15 protein-coding genes and 1 pseudogene are annotated in these 16985 nt (G+C 66.8%); 13 read left to right on the top strand and 3 right to left on the bottom strand.

What is annotated here, in order from left to right:
• Positions 1-131: 131 nt before the first annotated feature.
• A complete protein-coding gene (locus tag DID98_RS12665) occupies positions 132-1547 on the bottom strand; it encodes a heavy metal sensor histidine kinase (protein ID WP_124570808.1) in 1416 nt (471 codons plus the stop codon).
• Positions 1544-2215: a heavy metal response regulator transcription factor gene (locus tag DID98_RS12660; protein ID WP_044848315.1), complete on the bottom strand. Its 672-nt coding sequence runs from the start codon at positions 2213-2215 to the stop codon at positions 1544-1546. Before DID98_RS12660 ends, DID98_RS12665 begins: the two co-directional genes overlap by 4 nt.
• A 266-nt stretch (positions 2216-2481) precedes the next feature.
• On the opposite strand from DID98_RS12660, the gene DID98_RS12655 reads away from it, so the two are divergent.
• The 10 genes from DID98_RS12655 to DID98_RS12605 all read left to right on the top strand — a co-directional run bounded on the left by DID98_RS12655 (position 2482) and on the right by DID98_RS12605 (position 13003).
• Entirely contained in the window at positions 2482-2868 is a 387-nt protein-coding gene (locus tag DID98_RS12655; RefSeq protein ID WP_124570807.1) for a hypothetical protein, read from the top strand.
• A gap of 94 nt (positions 2869-2962) precedes the next feature.
• On the top strand, positions 2963-3268 hold the full coding sequence (locus tag DID98_RS12650) for a hypothetical protein (RefSeq protein WP_124570806.1): 306 nt from the start codon (positions 2963-2965) through the stop codon (positions 3266-3268).
• The gene (locus DID98_RS12645) at positions 3265-4761 is read left to right on the top strand and encodes a TolC family protein (protein WP_124570805.1); all 1497 of its coding nucleotides are present in this window, start codon (positions 3265-3267) and stop codon (positions 4759-4761) included. The genes DID98_RS12650 and DID98_RS12645 overlap by 4 nt, the downstream gene beginning before the upstream one ends.
• A 1-nt stretch (position 4762) precedes the next feature.
• The gene (locus DID98_RS12640; protein ID WP_124570804.1) at positions 4763-6058 is read left to right on the top strand and encodes a multicopper oxidase family protein; all 1296 of its coding nucleotides are present in this window, start codon (positions 4763-4765) and stop codon (positions 6056-6058) included.
• Positions 6059-6131: 73 nt separating this feature from the next.
• Complete coding sequence (locus DID98_RS12635) at positions 6132-6479, top strand: copper-binding protein (RefSeq protein ID WP_124570803.1); 348 nt, start codon at positions 6132-6134, stop codon at positions 6477-6479.
• Between the two features lie 14 nt (positions 6480-6493).
• On the top strand, positions 6494-6874 hold the full coding sequence (locus tag DID98_RS12630; RefSeq protein ID WP_124570802.1) for a copper resistance protein CopC: 381 nt from the start codon (positions 6494-6496) through the stop codon (positions 6872-6874).
• Complete coding sequence (locus tag DID98_RS12625; protein ID WP_124570801.1) at positions 6871-7812, top strand: copper resistance D family protein; 942 nt, start codon at positions 6871-6873, stop codon at positions 7810-7812. The genes DID98_RS12630 and DID98_RS12625 overlap by 4 nt, the downstream gene beginning before the upstream one ends.
• Before the next feature lie 213 nt (positions 7813-8025).
• Positions 8026-9837 (top strand): ExeM/NucH family extracellular endonuclease, encoded by a 1812-nt coding sequence (locus tag DID98_RS12620; protein WP_124523399.1) that lies wholly within the window; start codon positions 8026-8028, stop codon positions 9835-9837.
• Between the two features lie 842 nt (positions 9838-10679).
• A complete protein-coding gene (locus tag DID98_RS12610) occupies positions 10680-12530 on the top strand; it encodes a S10 family serine carboxypeptidase-like protein (protein WP_124570800.1) in 1851 nt (616 codons plus the stop codon).
• Between the two features lie 44 nt (positions 12531-12574).
• Positions 12575-13003, top strand: coding sequence for a hypothetical protein (locus DID98_RS12605; RefSeq protein ID WP_044848324.1), 429 nt, complete (start codon positions 12575-12577; stop codon positions 13001-13003).
• Positions 13004-13180: 177 nt separating this feature from the next.
• Here the strand turns inward: DID98_RS12605 and DID98_RS12600 are convergent, their stop codons facing one another.
• The gene (locus tag DID98_RS12600; RefSeq protein ID WP_124520788.1) at positions 13181-14185 is read right to left on the bottom strand and encodes a helix-turn-helix domain-containing protein; all 1005 of its coding nucleotides are present in this window, start codon (positions 14183-14185) and stop codon (positions 13181-13183) included.
• Positions 14186-14441: 256 nt separating this feature from the next.
• On the opposite strand from DID98_RS12600, the gene DID98_RS12595 reads away from it, so the two are divergent.
• The 3 genes and pseudogenes from DID98_RS12595 to glyA form a co-directional block, all read left to right on the top strand.
• The gene (locus DID98_RS12595) at positions 14442-15689 is read left to right on the top strand and encodes a D-arabinono-1,4-lactone oxidase (RefSeq protein ID WP_124570799.1); all 1248 of its coding nucleotides are present in this window, start codon (positions 14442-14444) and stop codon (positions 15687-15689) included.
• 33 nt (positions 15690-15722) lie between these two features.
• Entirely contained in the window at positions 15723-16502 is a 780-nt protein-coding gene (locus DID98_RS12590; protein WP_124520784.1) for an SDR family NAD(P)-dependent oxidoreductase, read from the top strand.
• Positions 16503-16821: 319 nt separating this feature from the next.
• Positions 16822-16985, top strand: a pseudogene (glyA, locus tag DID98_RS12585) (serine hydroxymethyltransferase); the annotation flags it as partial.

Below are 16985 nucleotides of genomic sequence, written 5' to 3'. Positions count from 1 at the left end.
CCGAGCCGGCCGCTTTCGGCAAGCGTGTGCGGTCATGCCGCTTCATTCGGGATGGTAAGCCGCCTTCCGACGGACGCACATGCAATTCCAGGAAGCAATCGGTGTGCGCGCGCGGCGGCGTCACGCGCGTGTCACGCAGCGCCGGCCGGGAAATACAGCGCGAACGTCGTGCGTCCGCCCTGGCTCACGACCTCGACCTTGCCGCGGTGCAGTTCGACGATCGACTTGACGATCGCGAGCCCGAGCCCCGCGTTGCGCGCCGCGCCGTGCCGCGATGAATCGATCCGGTAGAAGCGCTCGAAGATCCGCTCGATCTGTTCGGGCGGAATCGCCACGCCGCGGTTCGTGACTTCGACGACCGCGAAGCCGGGCCGGGTCGAGACGGCCAGCTCGATCGTCGACCCGGCTTCCGCGTGTTCGAGCGCGTTCGACGCGAGGTTGCTGACGGCGCGGCGGAACAGCGTCGCGTCCGCGGCGACCGGCGCTTCGCCGCGCACGTCGAGCCGCACGCCGGCCTCGTCGGCCAGCGCCTGGAAATACGACGCGAGCCGGCGCAGTTCGTTGCCGGCGTCGAGTTCGGCGGTCTTCAGGTGCTGCCGCGCGTTGTCCGTGCGCGCGAGAAACAGCATGTTCTCGATCATCCGCTGCAGCCGTTCGCATTCCTCGATGTTCGAATCGATCAGCGCTTCGTATTCCTCGGTGGTGCGCGTGCGCGACAGCGTGACCTGCGACGCGCTGATCACGTTCGCGAGCGGCGTGCGCATGTCGTGCGCGAGGTCGGACGAGAACTGCGACAGCCGCACGAACGCGCGCTCGAGCCGGTCGAGCATCCGGTTGACCGAGGTGGCGAGCTCGCGCAACTCGACCGGGCCGCCGCGTGCGTCGAGACGCGCGTTGAGGTTGTGCGCCTCGATGCGCGACGTCTGCCGGCCGAGGCTCTCGACCGGACGCAGGCCGCGGGACGCGACCGCGTAGCCGAGCGCGCCGACCAGCAGCGCGCCGAGCGCGGCCGCGAGCCAGATGTCGACGCGATAGCTTTCGAGCAGCGACTGGCGATCGGCCGCCGTGCGCGCCACCGCGACCTGGACGGTTTCGCCCGACGGCAGCGTGGCGCGTGCACGCACGCAGCGCGACGGGCCGATGCCGGGCGGCGCGCAGGTGAACGGGCTGGCGGCCGCGCCCGCTGCACCGGCCGGCTGCGGCCGCGCGATCACTGACGCGAGGGTGTGGCCGGCCGCGTCGGTGTGTTCGACGAGCGGGCGGTTCGCGCCGTCGTAGATGCCGAGATAGACGCCCGGATGCGACAGCAGCACTTCATGGAAGACGGCCGGGTCGGCGCGCAGGGCGGCGGTCGAGCCGCTCGCCCGCGCGAGCTGCAGGAACTGGTCGAGCTTGCCGGCGATCTCGATGTCGTCGCGCCGGGTCAATTCGGCGGACAGCGAGCGATACAGGTACGCGCCGGTCAGCGCGAACACGAGCGCGGCCACGGCCGCGAACGCGAGCGTCAGGCGCCGGAGCAGCGAATAGGGGGCGGGGCCGCCGGTCACGCGCGATCCTCGAGCACGTAGCCCATGCCGCGGATCGTGTGGATCAGCTTCTTCTCGTACGCGTTGTCGATTTTCGCGCGCAGGCGCTTGATCGCCGCATCGACGACGTTCGTGTCGCTGTCGAAATTCATGTCCCAGATCTGCGACGTGATGAAGGTGCGCGTCAGCACCTCGCCCTCGCGTTCCGCGAGCAGCTGCAGCAGCGCGAATTCCTGCGCGGTCAGGTCGATGCGGGTGTCGGCGCGTCGCACGCGGCGCTTGATCAGGTCGACTTCCAGATCGGCGACCTGCAGGATCTCGCGCGCATTGCGCGGCGCACGGCGCAGCAGCGAGCGGATGCGGGCGAGGAACTCCGCATACGCGAATGGCTTGAGCAGGTAATCGTCGGCGCCCAGTTCGAGCCCCGTGACCTTGTCCTCGATCGCCTCCCGGGCCGTCAGCAGCAGCACCGGCGTCTGCTTCTGCGCGCGCAGGCGCCGGAGTACCTCGAAGCCGTCCAGTTCCGGCAGCATCACGTCGAGCACGACGAGATCGAAATCCTCGTGCAGCGCGAGGAACAGCCCGTCCTGGCCGTTCTCGGCGACGTCGACGGTGTAGCTCGCCTCCGTCAGCCCCTTGCGGAGGTACGACGCCATCTTGGGTTCGTCTTCGACTATCAGTATCCGCATGGTGGTGCAGGCCGTGGGTGATTCCAGCCGGTCAGTGTAACGCGTGAGCTTACGGCGCCGCGCGTGCGCGAAAGATGACCGGCGGATGACGGAATTGTCATCCGGCGCGCGTGCGATGTCGTGCCGCCCTTCATGAAAATCCGGTCATGTTTCGGCCATGTCGTCGTCACGCCGGCGGCGATAAGCTGCGGCCGTCTTGTGTCCGGAGCGCGCCGTCGCGGTGCCGCTCCCGTTCATCCGGTCATTGTCTGCCTGATTCCGCATCCATGTCGTACTGGCGCAAATTCATCCTCGTCGTGCTGCTGGCGCTGTGCGTGCCGATCCAGTCGTTCGCGGCCGGGTCGATGCAGTGCGCGGGCGCGGTCGCTGCGGTGCCGCATGCGGAGCCTGGGGCGAGCGCCGCTGTGCCCGCTGCGTCGCCTGCAATGCAGCGCATGCACGGCGAACCGCATGAGCACGACAACCACTCGCGGCATGCGACGCCTTGTTCCGCCTGCGGATCCTGCTGTTTCGGCACGGGCATGGCGGCGGTGCCTGCGGTACCCGTTACGTCGGACATCGGTACCGCGATCGTCTCTTTCGCGCCTTCGACCGTCGTCGTGTCGTTCCTGACCGGCGGCATCGACAGGCCGCCGCGCCGGATTTCCGTCTAGTCCCTGCCCGCGGCCACCGGCCGCGATCCACAAACGGTGCCGGCGAACGCACGACGTCCGCCGCACGACTCACGACTCACGACGAGAAACATCCATGCGATTGATCATTGCGGCGCTGCTTGGCGCGGCGAGTCTCGTGCCGTCGCTCGCGCCCGCGCAAACCGCCTTTCCCGATCCGGCCGATGCGGCAGCGTCGGTGCCGGACGTCACGACGACGTCCGCGTTCGATGGCTACGTGCCGTATCGCGACGACGCCGGCCCCGGCTGGAAGCAATTGAACCGGGACGTGATGGAGCGGCCCGTGAAGGCACCCACGAAGGGACCCGCGACCGGACACGCGAAGCCCGGAAACCCGGCGGGCGGCGCAGCCCATTCGACGCACGGAGGGGCCGGGCAATGACGCGATTTGCGATTTCACCGCGAATCGGCGCGACCGTGCTCGCGCTGGCATTTCTCGCCGGCTGCACGACGTTTTCGAAGGACGGCGGCTTCGACGCCGTGTCGTCCGCCGCATCGGAGCGCATCGGGAAAGACGCGGTCATCGTCAGGACCGACGCCGACCGCGAAGCCGTCGACCAGCGGACGAAGGAATTGCTCGCGAAACCGCTGTCGATGGACGACGCGGTGCAACTTGCGCTGCTGAACAATCGCGGCCTGCAGGCGTCGTATGCGGAACTCGGGCTGTCGGAGGCCGATCTCGTGCAGGCCGGCCGGCTGCCGAACCCGCGCTTCTCGTTCAGCCGCACGCGGGCCGGCGACGGCGAACTGAGTCTCGGCCGTACGTTCTCGGCCAACGTGTTCGCGCTGCTGACGCTGCCGCTCGCGACGAACATCGAACGCCGCCGCTTCGAGCAGACCAAGCTCGAAACCGCCGACGCGATGCTGAAGGTCGCGGCCGACGCGCGCCGTGCGTATGTCGAAGCCGTCGCCGCCGAACAGGCCGCGAACTATGCGCAACAGGTGCGCGATGCTGCGAGCGCGGCCGCCGAACTCGCGCAGCGCATGCGGCAGGCCGGCAATTCCAGCCGGCTCGACTACGCACGCGAGCAGGCGTTCCATGCGGACGCGGTCGCGCAGCAGGCGAAGGCGCAACAGCAGGCCGTGGCCGCGCGCGAGAAGCTCACGCGCGCGATGGGGTTGTGGGGCGAGCGCACGCGGTACGCGCTGCCCGAGCGCTTGCCCGACCTGCCGAAGGCACGCCCCGATCTGCCCGATCTGCCCGATCTCGAGCGCTATGCGATGCACAACCGCCTCGACATCCAGGCCGCGAAGCTGCGGACGCAGGGCGTCGCGTCGTCGCTCGGGCTCAGCAAGGCGACACGCTTCGTCAACGCGGTCGATCTCGGCTACGTGAACAACTACGAGACCGACAAGGGGCACGAGCACGGCTACGAGATCAGCGTGGAGATTCCGCTGTTCGACTGGGGCGGCGCGAAGGTCGCGCGGGCCGAGGCCGTCTACATGCAGTCGGCGAACCGGCTCGCGCAGACGGCCATCAACGCGCGCTCGGAAGTGCGCGAATCGTATGCGGCATACACGACGCGCTACGACGTCGCGAAGCACTATCGCGACGAAGTCGTGCCGCTGCGCAGGACGATCTCGGACGAGTTGCTGCTGCGTTACAACGGGATGCTCGCGAGCGTGTTCGAGCTGCTGGCCGATGCGCGTGAGCAGGTCGGCGCGGTGAACGGCTACATCGATGCACTGAAGGACTACTGGCTCGCCGAAACCGATCTGCAGGCGGCCGTCGGCGGCCGGCTGCCGACTGGGCAAGCAACACAGCCAACGCCGCGCGCGGACGCTCCCGCCGCATCCACGCCCGACGCTGCGTCGCGGCCGGCTTCTTCACCCGTGGCGCAACCAGCGCCCGCAACGCATCCGGAAGGTCATTGACATGGTGTCCCGTCGACAATTTCTCAGCGGCTCGGGTGCCGCGCTGCTCGGTGCGGCGATGGTCAGCAAGGCCGGCGCGGCATCGCTGCCCGAAGCGCCCACGATGGCGAAGGCCGGCACGCAGCCGCCGCTCGTGCCGCCCAACGGCCGCCCGTACACGCCCGTCGCGACGCTGAACGGCTGGACGCTGCCGTGGCGCATGAAGAACGGCTGGAAGGAGTTCCACCTGACGGCCGAACCCGTCGTGCGCGAGATGGCGCCCGGGATGAACGCGAACCTGTGGGGCTACAACGGCCAGTCGCCGGGCCCGACGATCGAGGCCGTCGAAGGCGACAAGGTCCGCATCTTCGTGACGAACCGCTTGCCCGAGCACACGACGATCCACTGGCACGGGCTGCGGCTGCCCAACGGCATGGACGGCGTCGGCGGCCTCACGCAGCCGCATATCCCGCCCGGCAAGACCTTCGTCTACGAGTTCCAGCTGGAGGCGCACGGCACGTTCATGTATCACCCGCACGCCGACGAGATGGTGCAGATGGCGATGGGGATGATGGGCATGTTCATCGTGCATCCGAAGGATCGCGCGACGATGCCGGTCGATCGCGACTTCGTCTTTCTGCTCGCCGCGTACGACATCGATCCGGGCAGCTACACGCCGCGCGTGAACGAGATGACGGACTTCAACATGTGGACGTTCAACTCGCGCGTGTTCCCGGGCATCGACCCGCTGCCGGTGCGGGCGGGCGACCGCGTGCGGATTCGTTTCGGGAACCTGACGATGACGAACCATCCGATCCACCTGCACGGCTACAGCTTCGAGGTGGCCGGCACCGACGGCGGCTGGATTCCGCCGGCGGCGCGCTGGCCGGAGGTGACGGCCGACGTCGCGGTCGGCCAGATGCGCGCGATCGAGTTCACCGCCGATCGTCCGGGCGACTGGGCGTTCCATTGCCACAAGTCGCATCACACGATGAACGCGATGGGTCACCAGGTGCCGAACCTGATCGGCGTGCCGCAGAAGGATCTCGCGCAGAAGATCGGCAAGCTCGTGCCCGACTACATGGCGATGGGCAGCACCGGCGGCGCGATGGGCGGCATGGAGATGCCGCTGCCCGACAACACGCTGCCGATGATGACGGGCACCGGCCCGTTCGGGCCGCTGGAGATGGGCGGCATGTTCACGGTCTGCAAGGTGCGGCAGGGGCTCGGCCGCAGCGACTATCGCGATCCGGGCTGGTTCCGGCATCCGAAGGGCACCGTCGCGTACGAATACACCGGCGAATTGCCGGACGGTTGAGCGGCAGGCCGCATGCGGCGGCCACGACGATGCGGCCGCCGGTTTTCGTTTCATTCACTCAGGAGCACGCACGATGAAGAAGGGACTGGTTTCGATTGCAACGGGTTGCATGCTGGCGTTTTCCGCCGCGTCGTACGCGGCTGGCGACATGGCCGGCATGGACATGAGCGGCGGCGCGATGCAGGGCGCCGACGCGAAGCGCGGGATGTCGCACGGCGAGATCCGCAAGATCGATGCGGGCACCGGCAAGCTGACGATCAAGCACGGTCCGCTGGACAACCTCGGGATGGATGCGATGACGATGGTGTTCAAGGTCAAGGATCCGGCGATGCTGTCGCAGGTGAAGGTGGGCGACAAGGTCGACTTCGTCGCCGAGGACGTGAGCGGCGCGCTGACCGTCGTCGAGCTGAAGAAACCGTGATGACGGGGATGACCATGAAGATCATCACTCTCGGGCGGCTGGCCGCCCTCGCCGCGGCCGGCGCGATCGCCGCCGCCGTGCCGGCCGCGGCATTCGCGCACGGCAAGCTGGAAAGCGCCGCACCGGTGACGGGCAGCACGGTCGATATCGCGCCCGACACGTTGCGGCTGGCGTTCAACGAAGACCTCGAACCGGCGTTCAGCTTGGTGAAGGTGTCTGACGCGAGCGGCAACGCCGTCGCGCACGAAAAGGCGAAAGTCGATGCGTCGAACCCGCGCGTGATGACCGTCGCGATCCCGAAGCTCGCGCCCGGCGCGTACACGGTGCAGTGGGTGGCGATGACGGCCGACGCGCATCGCACCAAGGGTACCTATACGTTCAGGGTGAAGGGGTGAACGAGGGCTTCGTCGGCCTCCTGAGGCTCGTGTCGGTGGCGATCCAGAACACCGGACTCGCCGTCGTCGTCGGCGCGCTGCTCGGCAGCCACTGGCTCGCGCGCGGCGAGTCGGCGTGGCAGCAAGGCATCGCGCGGCGTCTCGTCGCGACGCTGCGCATCGCGTCCGTCGTGTCGCTGCTCGCGAGCATCACCGCGTTCTGGGCGCACTGCGCGCTGATGAGCGACGTGTCGATGCTGGACGCCGGGCCGGCCGTCCGCTCGATGCTCGCCGGCACCGGCTTCGGCCACGCGTGGCTGGCCAGTGCGGTGTTCACGGCGGTCGTCGTGCTGCTGTCATTGCTTCGGGATGCGAACGACATGCGCTTTCCGTTCGCGATGTGGGCCGCGCTCGCGGGAATCGCACTCTCGCGCAGCAACGGCGGGCATCCGGTCGACGCGGGGCTGTTCAGCGTGCCGGTGTGGGTCGACTGGCTGCATCTGCTGGCGATCAGCGCGTGGGTCGGGCTCGTGTTCGTGACTGCGTTCGGCGTGATGCCGCGTCTTGCCGGCATACCCGCGAGCGAACGCGCGACCGGCGCTTCGTTCGTGCAGTCGCTGTCCGATGCGTCGACGTATGCGTTGATCGTGCTGTTCGCGACCGGCGCCTACAACGGCTGGCGCGGTGTCGATACGCCCGCGAACCTGCTTGCGTCGACGTACGGACAGATCCTGCTGTTCAAGCTCGCGCTCGTGCTGATCGCGGCGGCGCTCGGCGGGCACAACCGGTTCTTCGAGATGCCGAAGCTGCTGGCGGCGCTGAAGGACCCGGACGCTGCGACGCCGGCCGGCCTGTTGCGCCGGTTCGGCGCGGTGCTGCGGATCGAGGCGGTCGTGCTGGCCGGCGTGCTGATGGTGGCTGCCGTGCTCGTGTCGAGCGCGTTGCCGGGGACGGTTTAGCTCCACGGTTGGCGGGGCGAAGCCGGCATCGGGAAATCGTCGCAACAGGGGACGGGATTCGTCAGGCGATTTCCCGCTTTTCGACCGCGGGCGCCCGGTCGATCGCCATCGCGCAGCGGTGTCGAAGATTACGTTCATCTGTCTTCCGGTTACTAACAACTGTCATCGAGCGCCGCTAAGCTTTCGCCATCCTCACAACCGGGATTCCCCGTCATGCGCTCGACAATCCGCCTGTTTGCCCCGCTATTGCTGCTTCCCACGCTTGCCGCACCGGTCTTCGCCGCCACTGCCGCCCCCGTCAGCCCGAACTGCGGCGGCAGCACGACGCCGATCGCCGACATCCAGGGGCCGGGCGCGCCGTCGCCGCTGGCTGGCCAGAACGTGTCGATCGAAGCGGTCGTCACCGCCGATTTCGGCGGCACGGACGGCTTCGGCGGCTTCTTCGTCCAGCAGGCCGACGCGCAGCGCCGCAACCAGCCGGGCGTGTCCGAAGGGCTGTTCGTCTATGCGCCGAAAGCGCGCGCGAAGGCCGGCGATCTCGTGCACGTGAGCGGCAAGGTCGAGGAAAAATACGGGCAGACGCAGCTGACGCTGTCGGGCGCGATCGCGGTGTGCGCGAACGGCCAGACGGTCACGCCCGCGACGCTCACGCTGCCGGTCGACAACCCGAACGCGTTCGCCGCGTACGAAGGGATGCGCGTGCGCCTGCCGCAGACGCTCACCGTCACCGACAACTACGAGCTCGGCCGCTACGGCAGCGTGATGCTGAGCAACGGCCGCCTGCACACGCCGACGAGCGTGGTGCCGCCGTCGCAGGCGCAGACGCAGATCGATGCGAACGCACGCAACCGGCTGATCCTCGACGACGGCTCGAACAAGCAGAACCCGGCGACCGTGCCTTACCCGGCGCCCGAACTGTCGGCCGCCAACACGCTGCGCTCGGGCTACACCGTGCGCGACGTCGAAGGCGTGCTCGAGGTGCGTTATGGCGCATGGCGCGTGCAGCCGCTGCCCGGCGCGGCCGCGCCGGCGTTCGACACGCGTTCGAACCCGCGCGCCAACGCCCCGGCGCGCGATCCGAAATCGAACCTGCGCGTCGCGTCGTTCAACGTCCTCAACTACTTCAACGGCAACGGTCTCGGCGGCGGCTTCGACGATCCGAACAACCGCGGCGCGAAGAGCTACCCGGAATTCCAGCGCCAGGAAGCGAAGATCGTCAGCGCGCTGAAGGCGCTCGACGCCGACGTGATCGGCCTGATGGAAATCCAGAACAACGGTTACGGCGAACTGAGCGCGGTGCGCCAGCTCGCGGCGAAGCTCGGCAGCCACTGGCGCGTGGTCGACCCGGGCACGTCGCGCCTCGGCGGCGACGCCATCGCGGTCGCGATGATCTACGACAGCCGCACGGTCGAACCCGTCGGCCGCGCGTCGACGCTCGCGATCGACGACAAGAACCGCCAGCCGCTCGCGCAGTCGTTCCGCCGGATCGGCGGCAAGCAGGCGCTGACGATCGCGGTCAACCATCTGAAGTCGAAGAACTGCCCGGACGCGGCGAACGACGATCTCGACCAGGGCGACGGCCAGGGCTGCTGGAACCCGACGCGCACGCGCGCGGCCGCGAAGCTGGCCGACTGGCTCGCCGGCACGCCGACGGGCGTCGCGGGGCAGGGCACGCTGCTGATCGGCGACTTCAACAGCTACACGTACGAAGACCCGATCCGCCTGCTCGAATCGCGCGGCTACCGCAACCTCGTGTCGCGCTGGATCGGCGCCAATGCGTACAGCTACGTGTACAACGGCGAAGCCGGCTACCTCGATCACGCGCTCGCGTCGCTGCCGCTCGCATCGCACGTGAAGGCCGTGCACGAATGGCACATCAACGCGGACGAGCCGCTCGCGCTGCAGTACACGCTCGCGTACAAGTCGGCCGAGCAGCAGAAGACCTTCTACGCGCCGGATGCGTATCGTTCGTCGGACCACGATCCGGTGCTGATCGATATCGCGCTGCCGGGCGGCGGGCGCTGATCTCCTCCACGTCGAACCTCTGAAGTACGGCGTGCGGCGCTGCCGCACGTCGTCGCTTGAGTCGGCGGCGGCGCGCAAGTCATGTCATGCGCTGTCGCTCGCTCACCGGTCTCTCTCTCCTCCACGCATCACGTGCCCGATTCTCGATCGCCGCAATCCGATCCGGAATGCACGGCGCGAATGATCGCTTCTTCGTTGCGAATACCCGCGTATTACGCATCAATGCCGTTCAGCGCATCCGATGGTTTTATTCCGACACCGAGTAAATAATTCCTCCGTGCCTCATGCAAATAGTCTGAATCGGTATTTTATGGATGATGGCGGGCTTTATTCAATGATTCGCTCTAATCGAATTCGGATAATTAAAATGAAAGAAAAATCCTGTCGATTTGAAGGGCTTTTGCGCGCGATTCCAATACTAGCCAAGCGCTACGAGATCTGCGCAAAACGGACGGCATTTCAGGAAAAATGATTCACGCAACGTGTCCGGTTCGAAAAATCGTTTTTCTTTCAAATACCAGACACTGACCGCCGTTCGCATCATAAGAGATTTTTTAATATCGGAATGATCTTTGACAACGCGGCGCAGCACCGCCTATTTTTGTCATGTCGTAAATATTGGTAATACGATAAGTCGTCGAAACTGCCAGGGGGCGGCGTTCCCGTATCATTCTCCGCCAGCAGTTTGCTGTGTCTGTATCAAGTTCAGTCTCTCGAAGAAGTCCATTCCCCAACCGCCGTCTGCCGACCGTGCAACGCGAGTGGCGGGTATGCCTGCGCGTTTTTCGCCGGCGATGGCGGCCTGTGTGAAGCGGTATCCGACCCAACACAAGGATCGAGGCATGAAACCAGACCGGAGCATTACCGGCAGCCGCCGCGCACGTCGCGGCCGGCTGGCCGGGCTAGGCGCATTGACCGTCGTGACGATGATGCTTGCGGGCTGCGGCGGCGACGATTCGTCGTCGGTCGGCGCATCGAGTCTCGCGCAGGCCACCGCCAGCCAGCAGGCCGGCGCGCAACAGGCGGCCGGCAGCCAGACGCCGGCGGCGAACCAGCCTTACGTCGACCCCGTCGCCTATTCGATGAACGCGACCGACGGCCTCGCGGCCGCGCAGGTCTCGGAGAAGGCGGCGGTGATGCATTACCAGTGGCAATCCGGCGGCACGACGGTCAGCTACACGACGACCACCGGCCACCTGACCGCGCAGGACGCGAACGGCAACGCGGAAGCGTCGATGTCGTACGTCGCGTACACGGTGCCGAGCACGAACGGCAAGCCGCGCCCCGTCACGTTCGTCTACAACGGCGGCCCGGGGTCGTCGTCGATCTGGCTGCGGCTCGGCTCGTTCGCGCCGACGCGCGTCGCCACGCCCGATCCGCTGTTCGGCAGCAACTGGCCGAACTATCCGCTCGTCGACAACGCGGAAAGCCTGATCGACACGACCGACCTCGTGTTCATCGACCCGCCGGGCACCGGGCTGTCGGAAGCCGTGCTGCCGAACACCAACCAGAAGTACTGGGGTTCGGATGCGGACGTCAACATCATGCGCGACTTCATCCAGCGCTACCTGAACGTCAACAACCGCGGCACGTCGCCGATCTACCTGTACGGCGAATCGTACGGCACGCCGCGTACCGACATGCTCGCGCTGGCGCTCGAATCGGCCGGCGTGCACCTGACGGGGATCGTGCTGCAGTCGGCGATCCTGAACTACTTCGCCGATGCGGTGGAAGCGGTCGCGATCACGCAGTCGACCGAGGGGCTGCTGCTCGAGACCGATACCGTGGCCGGCTACCTGCCCGGCTATGCGGCGGTCGCGGCGTACTTCAACCAGGTGTCGCCGGCGCCGGTCAATCCCTATCTGTATGCGCTGCAGACCGAGTTGTTCACGACGCTGATCTACAACCAGCTGCAGCAGTACTCGCAGTCGTGGGTGCTGAGCCAGCTCGGCATTCCGGACGCGCTCGGCACGCCGGTGTTCCCGAGCGATGCGACGCTGACGCTGTGGTCGTTGCCGTCGAGCCTCACGCAGCACGCGCTGCGCGACTACTTCAACGCGAATCCGTTCGGCACGAACCTGGTGCCCGGCACGACGATCGGCCGCTACGACGGACGCGTGTCGTTGCCGAATGCCGACCCGCGGCTGCAAACGGACGGCGATCCGTCGGACATCCTGATCTCGCAGCCGTTCACCAACGCGCTCGCGACGCAGATGCCCGACTACCTCGGCTACACCGCGCCGAACGCGACCTACCTGCCGCTGAACGACAACATCATCCAGGTGTGGGACTTCTCGCATGACGGCCAGCCGATGCCCGACACGATCCCCGATCTGCTGGGCGCGCTGCAGCTCAATCCGAAGCTCCGGGTGCTCGCGGAGAACGGCCTCCACGACCTGGCGACGCCGTTCTTCAACACCGAGAAGCAACTCGCGCGGCTGCAGACGGTGAAGGGGCTGAACCCGAAGCTGCAGGTGAACTTCTTCCAGGGCGGGCACATGACGTATCTGGATGACGTGGCCCGTCCGCAGATGAAGCGCGACCTGAAGCTCTTCTATCAGGGCCGGCGGATTCCGACCGCGCTGACGCTGCACACGCTGCCGCCGCCGTGGCCGGACGAGAACCCGGCCGGCACGCCGACCGGCGCCTCGCCGGGCGCGACCACCGCGACGACGCTGGCAGCGGCACCGTAAACAACGGACTCCTTGCGAAAAGGAACCCTCTATTCATCCATCGAATGCGAGTGATCATGTCCCTAATCAACTTGATGCGACGCATGTCCCCGTTGATCGTCCTCGGTGCCGTGATGAGCAGCGCCCACGCATTGCCGCCGCAGGCAGTGGCGCCGGTGAAGCTGCCGCGCGGTGGGCACGGCGTCGACGGCCCGTTCTTTCCTTCGACCCGCGTGGCACCGGTATTGCCGTCGACCGGCGCGACGCTGCAGCAGCAGGCGCAGAAGCGCGTCGATGCCCGGCTCGGCGGCAACACGGTACTGAGCAACGGCGCGGCGGTGACGAAAGCGCAGGCGCAGAGCGGCGGGCTCGGGTTCGTCGCGAAGCACTTCGACGAGATCGATGCGAAACACACCGGTCGCGTGACGATGAGCGACGTGCGGCAGTTCATCCAGCAGCGACAGGTGCAGGCGCAGCAGGAACAGCAGGAGTGACGGTGTAGAGAGGTCGCGCGCGGGAGGGCAGCCGGTGCCGTGGGGGCCGGCCGCTCGACTGCGGCGGCGGCCTGCTTTCAACCTGCCGCGGCGCACGTTCGGCCGCGGCTTTCTTCATCGAAGTTCGGCTCACGCGCGGGCAACGCGAAGCCGCGTCATGCTTCACGCGATCGACGCTCAGCCTTCCCGGTGCGCGTAGCGCCTCGCCGTCGCCGACGGCAACTCGCCGAACATCGCGCGGTAGTCCTGCGCAAAACTGCTCAGGTGCCAGAAGCCCCACTTCGTCGCGGCCGACGTCACGGACCCGCCGAGCCGCAGCTCGCGGCGAACGTGATTCAACCGGACCGCGCGCAGGTACGCGATCGGATTCAGGTTGAGCGTGTCGTTGAACGCGTACTGCGCGGTACGCCGGCTGATGCCGAGCTGCACGCACAGTTCGGCGATCGACAGCGGGCACGTGGACGCATCCTGCAGCCGCGCCTGCACCGCGTTGACGAGCGACCAGTACTTCGTCGGCCGCGTCGCGAGGGCGTTCGCATCCGGCGCGGGCATCGTCATTGCTTCTGAAATCGCATACAGCACGGTCCGTTCGAGCAATTCGATCCGCGCCTGCGTCGTCACGTCCTCGATCGGCGTGCTCTTCGCGGCCGCGGCCATCGTGTGGCGCAGCAGGTCGCGCAGGCGGTCCGCGACCTGGGGCGTCATCGGGATCAGCGGCGCGAAGGTGCGCGCGCGCAGCGACGCGGCGAGCGTGCGCATCGCCTCCGTCGACAGCTTGTCGGGCTCGATCTCGACGTTCACGAGCACGTGCCGGTCGGGCGAATAGAACTCGAACACCGGCTGGCTGGAAAACACATGGAGGCTGTCGCGCCCGCTCTTCTCGCCGCACATGCGCGCATGGCCTTCGAGTTCCAGCGGCACGGCCACCGCGATGCGGTCCGACGGCACCGCGCCCTGCTGCAGGATCACCTTGTCGAGGTCTTCGACCAGGAGCCGGATGCCGCCGAGCGACACGATGGACGACGAACCATGAAACCGGCCGCCCGAGATCTGCGTGTAGTTGAGATGCCAGCCGTCGAAGATCCGCGCCTGTTCCTCCACGTCGGTGAACGCGCAGAACGCCACCGCGCGTGCGAACGGCGGGGCGCCGGAAAAATCGCTCGGATCGGCGGACGGCGTCATCGGAGTCGGGAAGGGGCGGGCCGGATCGACGCATTGTAGCCGCTGCGCGCGCCGGTCAAAAACCCCGGCGGCCCGATTCCCGGAGAAAACCCTCGCTTGCCGAAATCCGATAGTGAAAAGCCGGCCGGCGCAATACCTTTGGCATGAACGGAACACAACGCATCGCGCCGGCACCGGGAGCATCCCGCTTCGTTGCCGGACGAACCGAACACGGCTGCCGGCGCGGGTCCGGCGGCACTTTTCTGGAGAGACGTCGATGGAGCTTCCACGTGGCGGGTTCTGGCGGAACTGGGTCGGCAATCAGTCGTGCGTCGCCGCGCACATGGCGTCGCCGACCAGCGAGGCGGAAATCGCCGAACTGGTGCAGGCCGCGACGCGCCAGGGCAAGAACGTCCGATGCTCGGGATCGGGACATTCGTTCACGCCGATCGTCGCGACGAGCGGCCTGCTGCTGTCGCTGAAGGACTACCAGGGCATCGTCGCGGTCGACGAGCGACGCAAGCGCGTCACCGTGAAGGCCGGCACGCGGATCAATGCGGTGACGCGTCATCTGAAGGACATCGGTTTCTCGCTCGTCAACCAGGGCGACATCGATTCGCAGGCGATTGCCGGTGCGCTCGCAACCGGCACGCACGGCACGGGGACGACGCTGGGCAACCTGTCGTCGCAGGTGGTCGGGATGCGGATCGTTCGCCCCGACGGCTCGATCATGGAAGTGAGCGACCAGCAGGACCTCGATCTGCTGCACGCGACCCAGGTGAACCTCGGCCTGTTCGGCGTGGTGTCGGAGTTGACGCTGCAGGTGACCGACGCGTTCTGGCTGCACGACCGCGTGTGGCGCGAGGACTTCGAGGCGCTGATGGAACAGTACGACGACCTCGCGGCGAAGCATCGCCATTTCGGGTTCTTCTGGTGCCCGACGTCCGAAAGCCGTCACCTGTACTGCCTGCCCGATACCACGAAGGTGTCGAATTCGAAGAAGGACTACGACGTGTGCGAGATCAAGGTGATGGACATCACCGACGAGCGCACGTTCTACGAAGGCGAGCACGAGAAGATCGCGTACAGCTCCGAGGTCTACGCGATTCATTACGTCGCGAACTTCCACGAGCTCGAATACGCGGTGCCCGCCGAACACGGCAAGGAGGCGCTGCGTCGCGTGCGCGAGCTGATCCTCACGAAGCACCGCGACTGCATCTTCCCGGTCGAGTACCGCTTCACGAAGGGCGATCCGGCGTGGATCAGCCCGTTCAATCATCAGGACAGCGTGACGATTTCGTGCTCGGGCGGTCCGAACGGCATCGACTACTGGCCGTTCCTGAAGGACGTCGACGACATCCTGCGCGACTACGGCTCGCGTCCGCACTGGGGCAAGCTGCACTTCACGAACCGCGACGACGTGGACCGCTGGTTCCCGAAGGCCGAGGCGTTCCGCGAACTGCGCCGCAGCGTGGACCCTGAAGGCCATTTCCTCAACGATCATCTTCGGACGCTGTTCAGCTGAGCGGTCCGAACGAACCAGACTGGAGAACGACTCATGAATGTCAAGATCGACGGGCGCCTGGCCGGCAAGGTCGCCATCGTGAGCGGCGGCGCGGGCGGGTGCGGCGCCGCCGCATCGGAACTGTTCGCCGCGCAGGGGGCGAAGGTGGCGATCATCGACCGCGACGGCGACGCGGCCGACACGCTCGCGTCGCGGCTGCGCGATGCCGGCTTGCAGGCGATCGGCCTCGGCGCCGACGTGTCGAAGCAGTCGGACGTGCGGAACGCAGTCGATGCGGCCTGCAAGCAGTTCGGCAACGCGGACATCCTGTTCAATCACGCGGGTACGCTGATCGTCAAACCGTTCCTCGACATCGAGGAGTCGGAATGGGACTGGCTGATGGGCGTGAACGTGAAGAGCATGTTCCTGATGACGCAGGCGGTGCTGCCGCAGATGCTGGAAAAAGGGCGCGGCAGCATCGTCTGCACGTCGTCGATCTCGGCCGTTTGCGCGACGCCCGGCGAAGTGCTGTATGACGCGACCAAGGGTGCATGCCACATGTTCGCGCGCGCGATCGCCGTCGAATACCGCGATCGCGGCATCCGCTGCAATGCGCTCGCGCCCGGGTTCATCCGCACCCCGCACGGGATGCGCGAACTGAGGGATCTGCAGGCGATGGGCGTGGACGCGACCGAAGCGGCTATCGCAGTGCAGCAAGGCCGGCTGTGCGAGCCGTCGGAAGTGGCGGCGGCCGCACTGTTCCTGGCGTCGGACGAATCGAGCTTCGTCAACGGCACCCATCTGTTCGTCGACAACTGTTTCTCCGCGGTTTAGGCCCCGATATTCGCGGGAAGCCGAAGGGCAGGCGCGAGCCCCCAGGAACGGCAGGTTCTGTCGAAGGTTCCGCAGCGATGCGGACCTTCGATTTTTTTTGCCGGTTCGCCGCGCGATGTGTCCTAGCGGATTGTCGTAATCCTTCTATCTGAACGAATTTGCGTCTGCTGGAATGGCAATGCCGAATCACCGTTCAGCCGGCGTCGCGGGGCGGCATGGTTGTCGACGTCATCGAGCGCCGGTCCGGCGCTCGACTTCGCGGGTCCGGGCAAGTCCGGCCTACCAGGGTCAATCCATCACTCTCTTTTGATCAATCATCATGTTCAATCGCACTACCAGCACCGTCGCCAACGTCGATCCGGAACTCTGGACTGCCATTCAGGACGAGAACCGCCGCCAGGAAGACCACATCGAGCTGATCGCGTCGGAAAACTACACGAGCCCGGCCGTGATGGCCGCACAGGGTTCGCAGCTCACGAACAA

This window comes from Burkholderia sp. Bp8984, from assembly GCF_003853755.1.
GTDB lineage: Bacteria > Pseudomonadota > Gammaproteobacteria > Burkholderiales > Burkholderiaceae > Burkholderia.
The sequence above is the reverse complement of the archived record's forward strand: the minus strand, read 5'-3'. Positions and strand labels throughout refer to the sequence as shown.

What these genes read in the sequence shown, in the direction of transcription:
- DID98_RS12620 (WP_124523399.1), top strand. Translation starts at nt 8,026, where the DNA reads ATGCGCTCGACAATCCGCCTGTTTGCCCCGCTATTGCTGCTTCCCACG.
- DID98_RS12610 (WP_124570800.1), top strand. Translation starts at nt 10,680, where the DNA reads ATGAAACCAGACCGGAGCATTACCGGCAGCCGCCGCGCACGTCGCGGC.
- DID98_RS12645 (WP_124570805.1), top strand. Translation starts at nt 3,265, where the DNA reads ATGACGCGATTTGCGATTTCACCGCGAATCGGCGCGACCGTGCTCGCG.
- DID98_RS12605 (WP_044848324.1), top strand. Translation starts at nt 12,575, where the DNA reads ATGCGAGTGATCATGTCCCTAATCAACTTGATGCGACGCATGTCCCCG.
- DID98_RS12595 (WP_124570799.1), top strand. Translation starts at nt 14,442, where the DNA reads ATGGAGCTTCCACGTGGCGGGTTCTGGCGGAACTGGGTCGGCAATCAG.
- DID98_RS12660 (WP_044848315.1), bottom strand. Translation starts at nt 2,215, where the DNA reads ATGCGGATACTGATAGTCGAAGACGAACCCAAGATGGCGTCGTACCTC.
- DID98_RS12635 (WP_124570803.1), top strand. Translation starts at nt 6,132, where the DNA reads ATGAAGAAGGGACTGGTTTCGATTGCAACGGGTTGCATGCTGGCGTTT.
- DID98_RS12600 (WP_124520788.1), bottom strand. Translation starts at nt 14,185, where the DNA reads ATGACGCCGTCCGCCGATCCGAGCGATTTTTCCGGCGCCCCGCCGTTC.
- DID98_RS12630 (WP_124570802.1), top strand. Translation starts at nt 6,494, where the DNA reads ATGAAGATCATCACTCTCGGGCGGCTGGCCGCCCTCGCCGCGGCCGGC.
- DID98_RS12590 (WP_124520784.1), top strand. Translation starts at nt 15,723, where the DNA reads ATGAATGTCAAGATCGACGGGCGCCTGGCCGGCAAGGTCGCCATCGTG.
- DID98_RS12640 (WP_124570804.1), top strand. Translation starts at nt 4,763, where the DNA reads ATGGTGTCCCGTCGACAATTTCTCAGCGGCTCGGGTGCCGCGCTGCTC.
- DID98_RS12650 (WP_124570806.1), top strand. Translation starts at nt 2,963, where the DNA reads ATGCGATTGATCATTGCGGCGCTGCTTGGCGCGGCGAGTCTCGTGCCG.
- DID98_RS12655 (WP_124570807.1), top strand. Translation starts at nt 2,482, where the DNA reads ATGTCGTACTGGCGCAAATTCATCCTCGTCGTGCTGCTGGCGCTGTGC.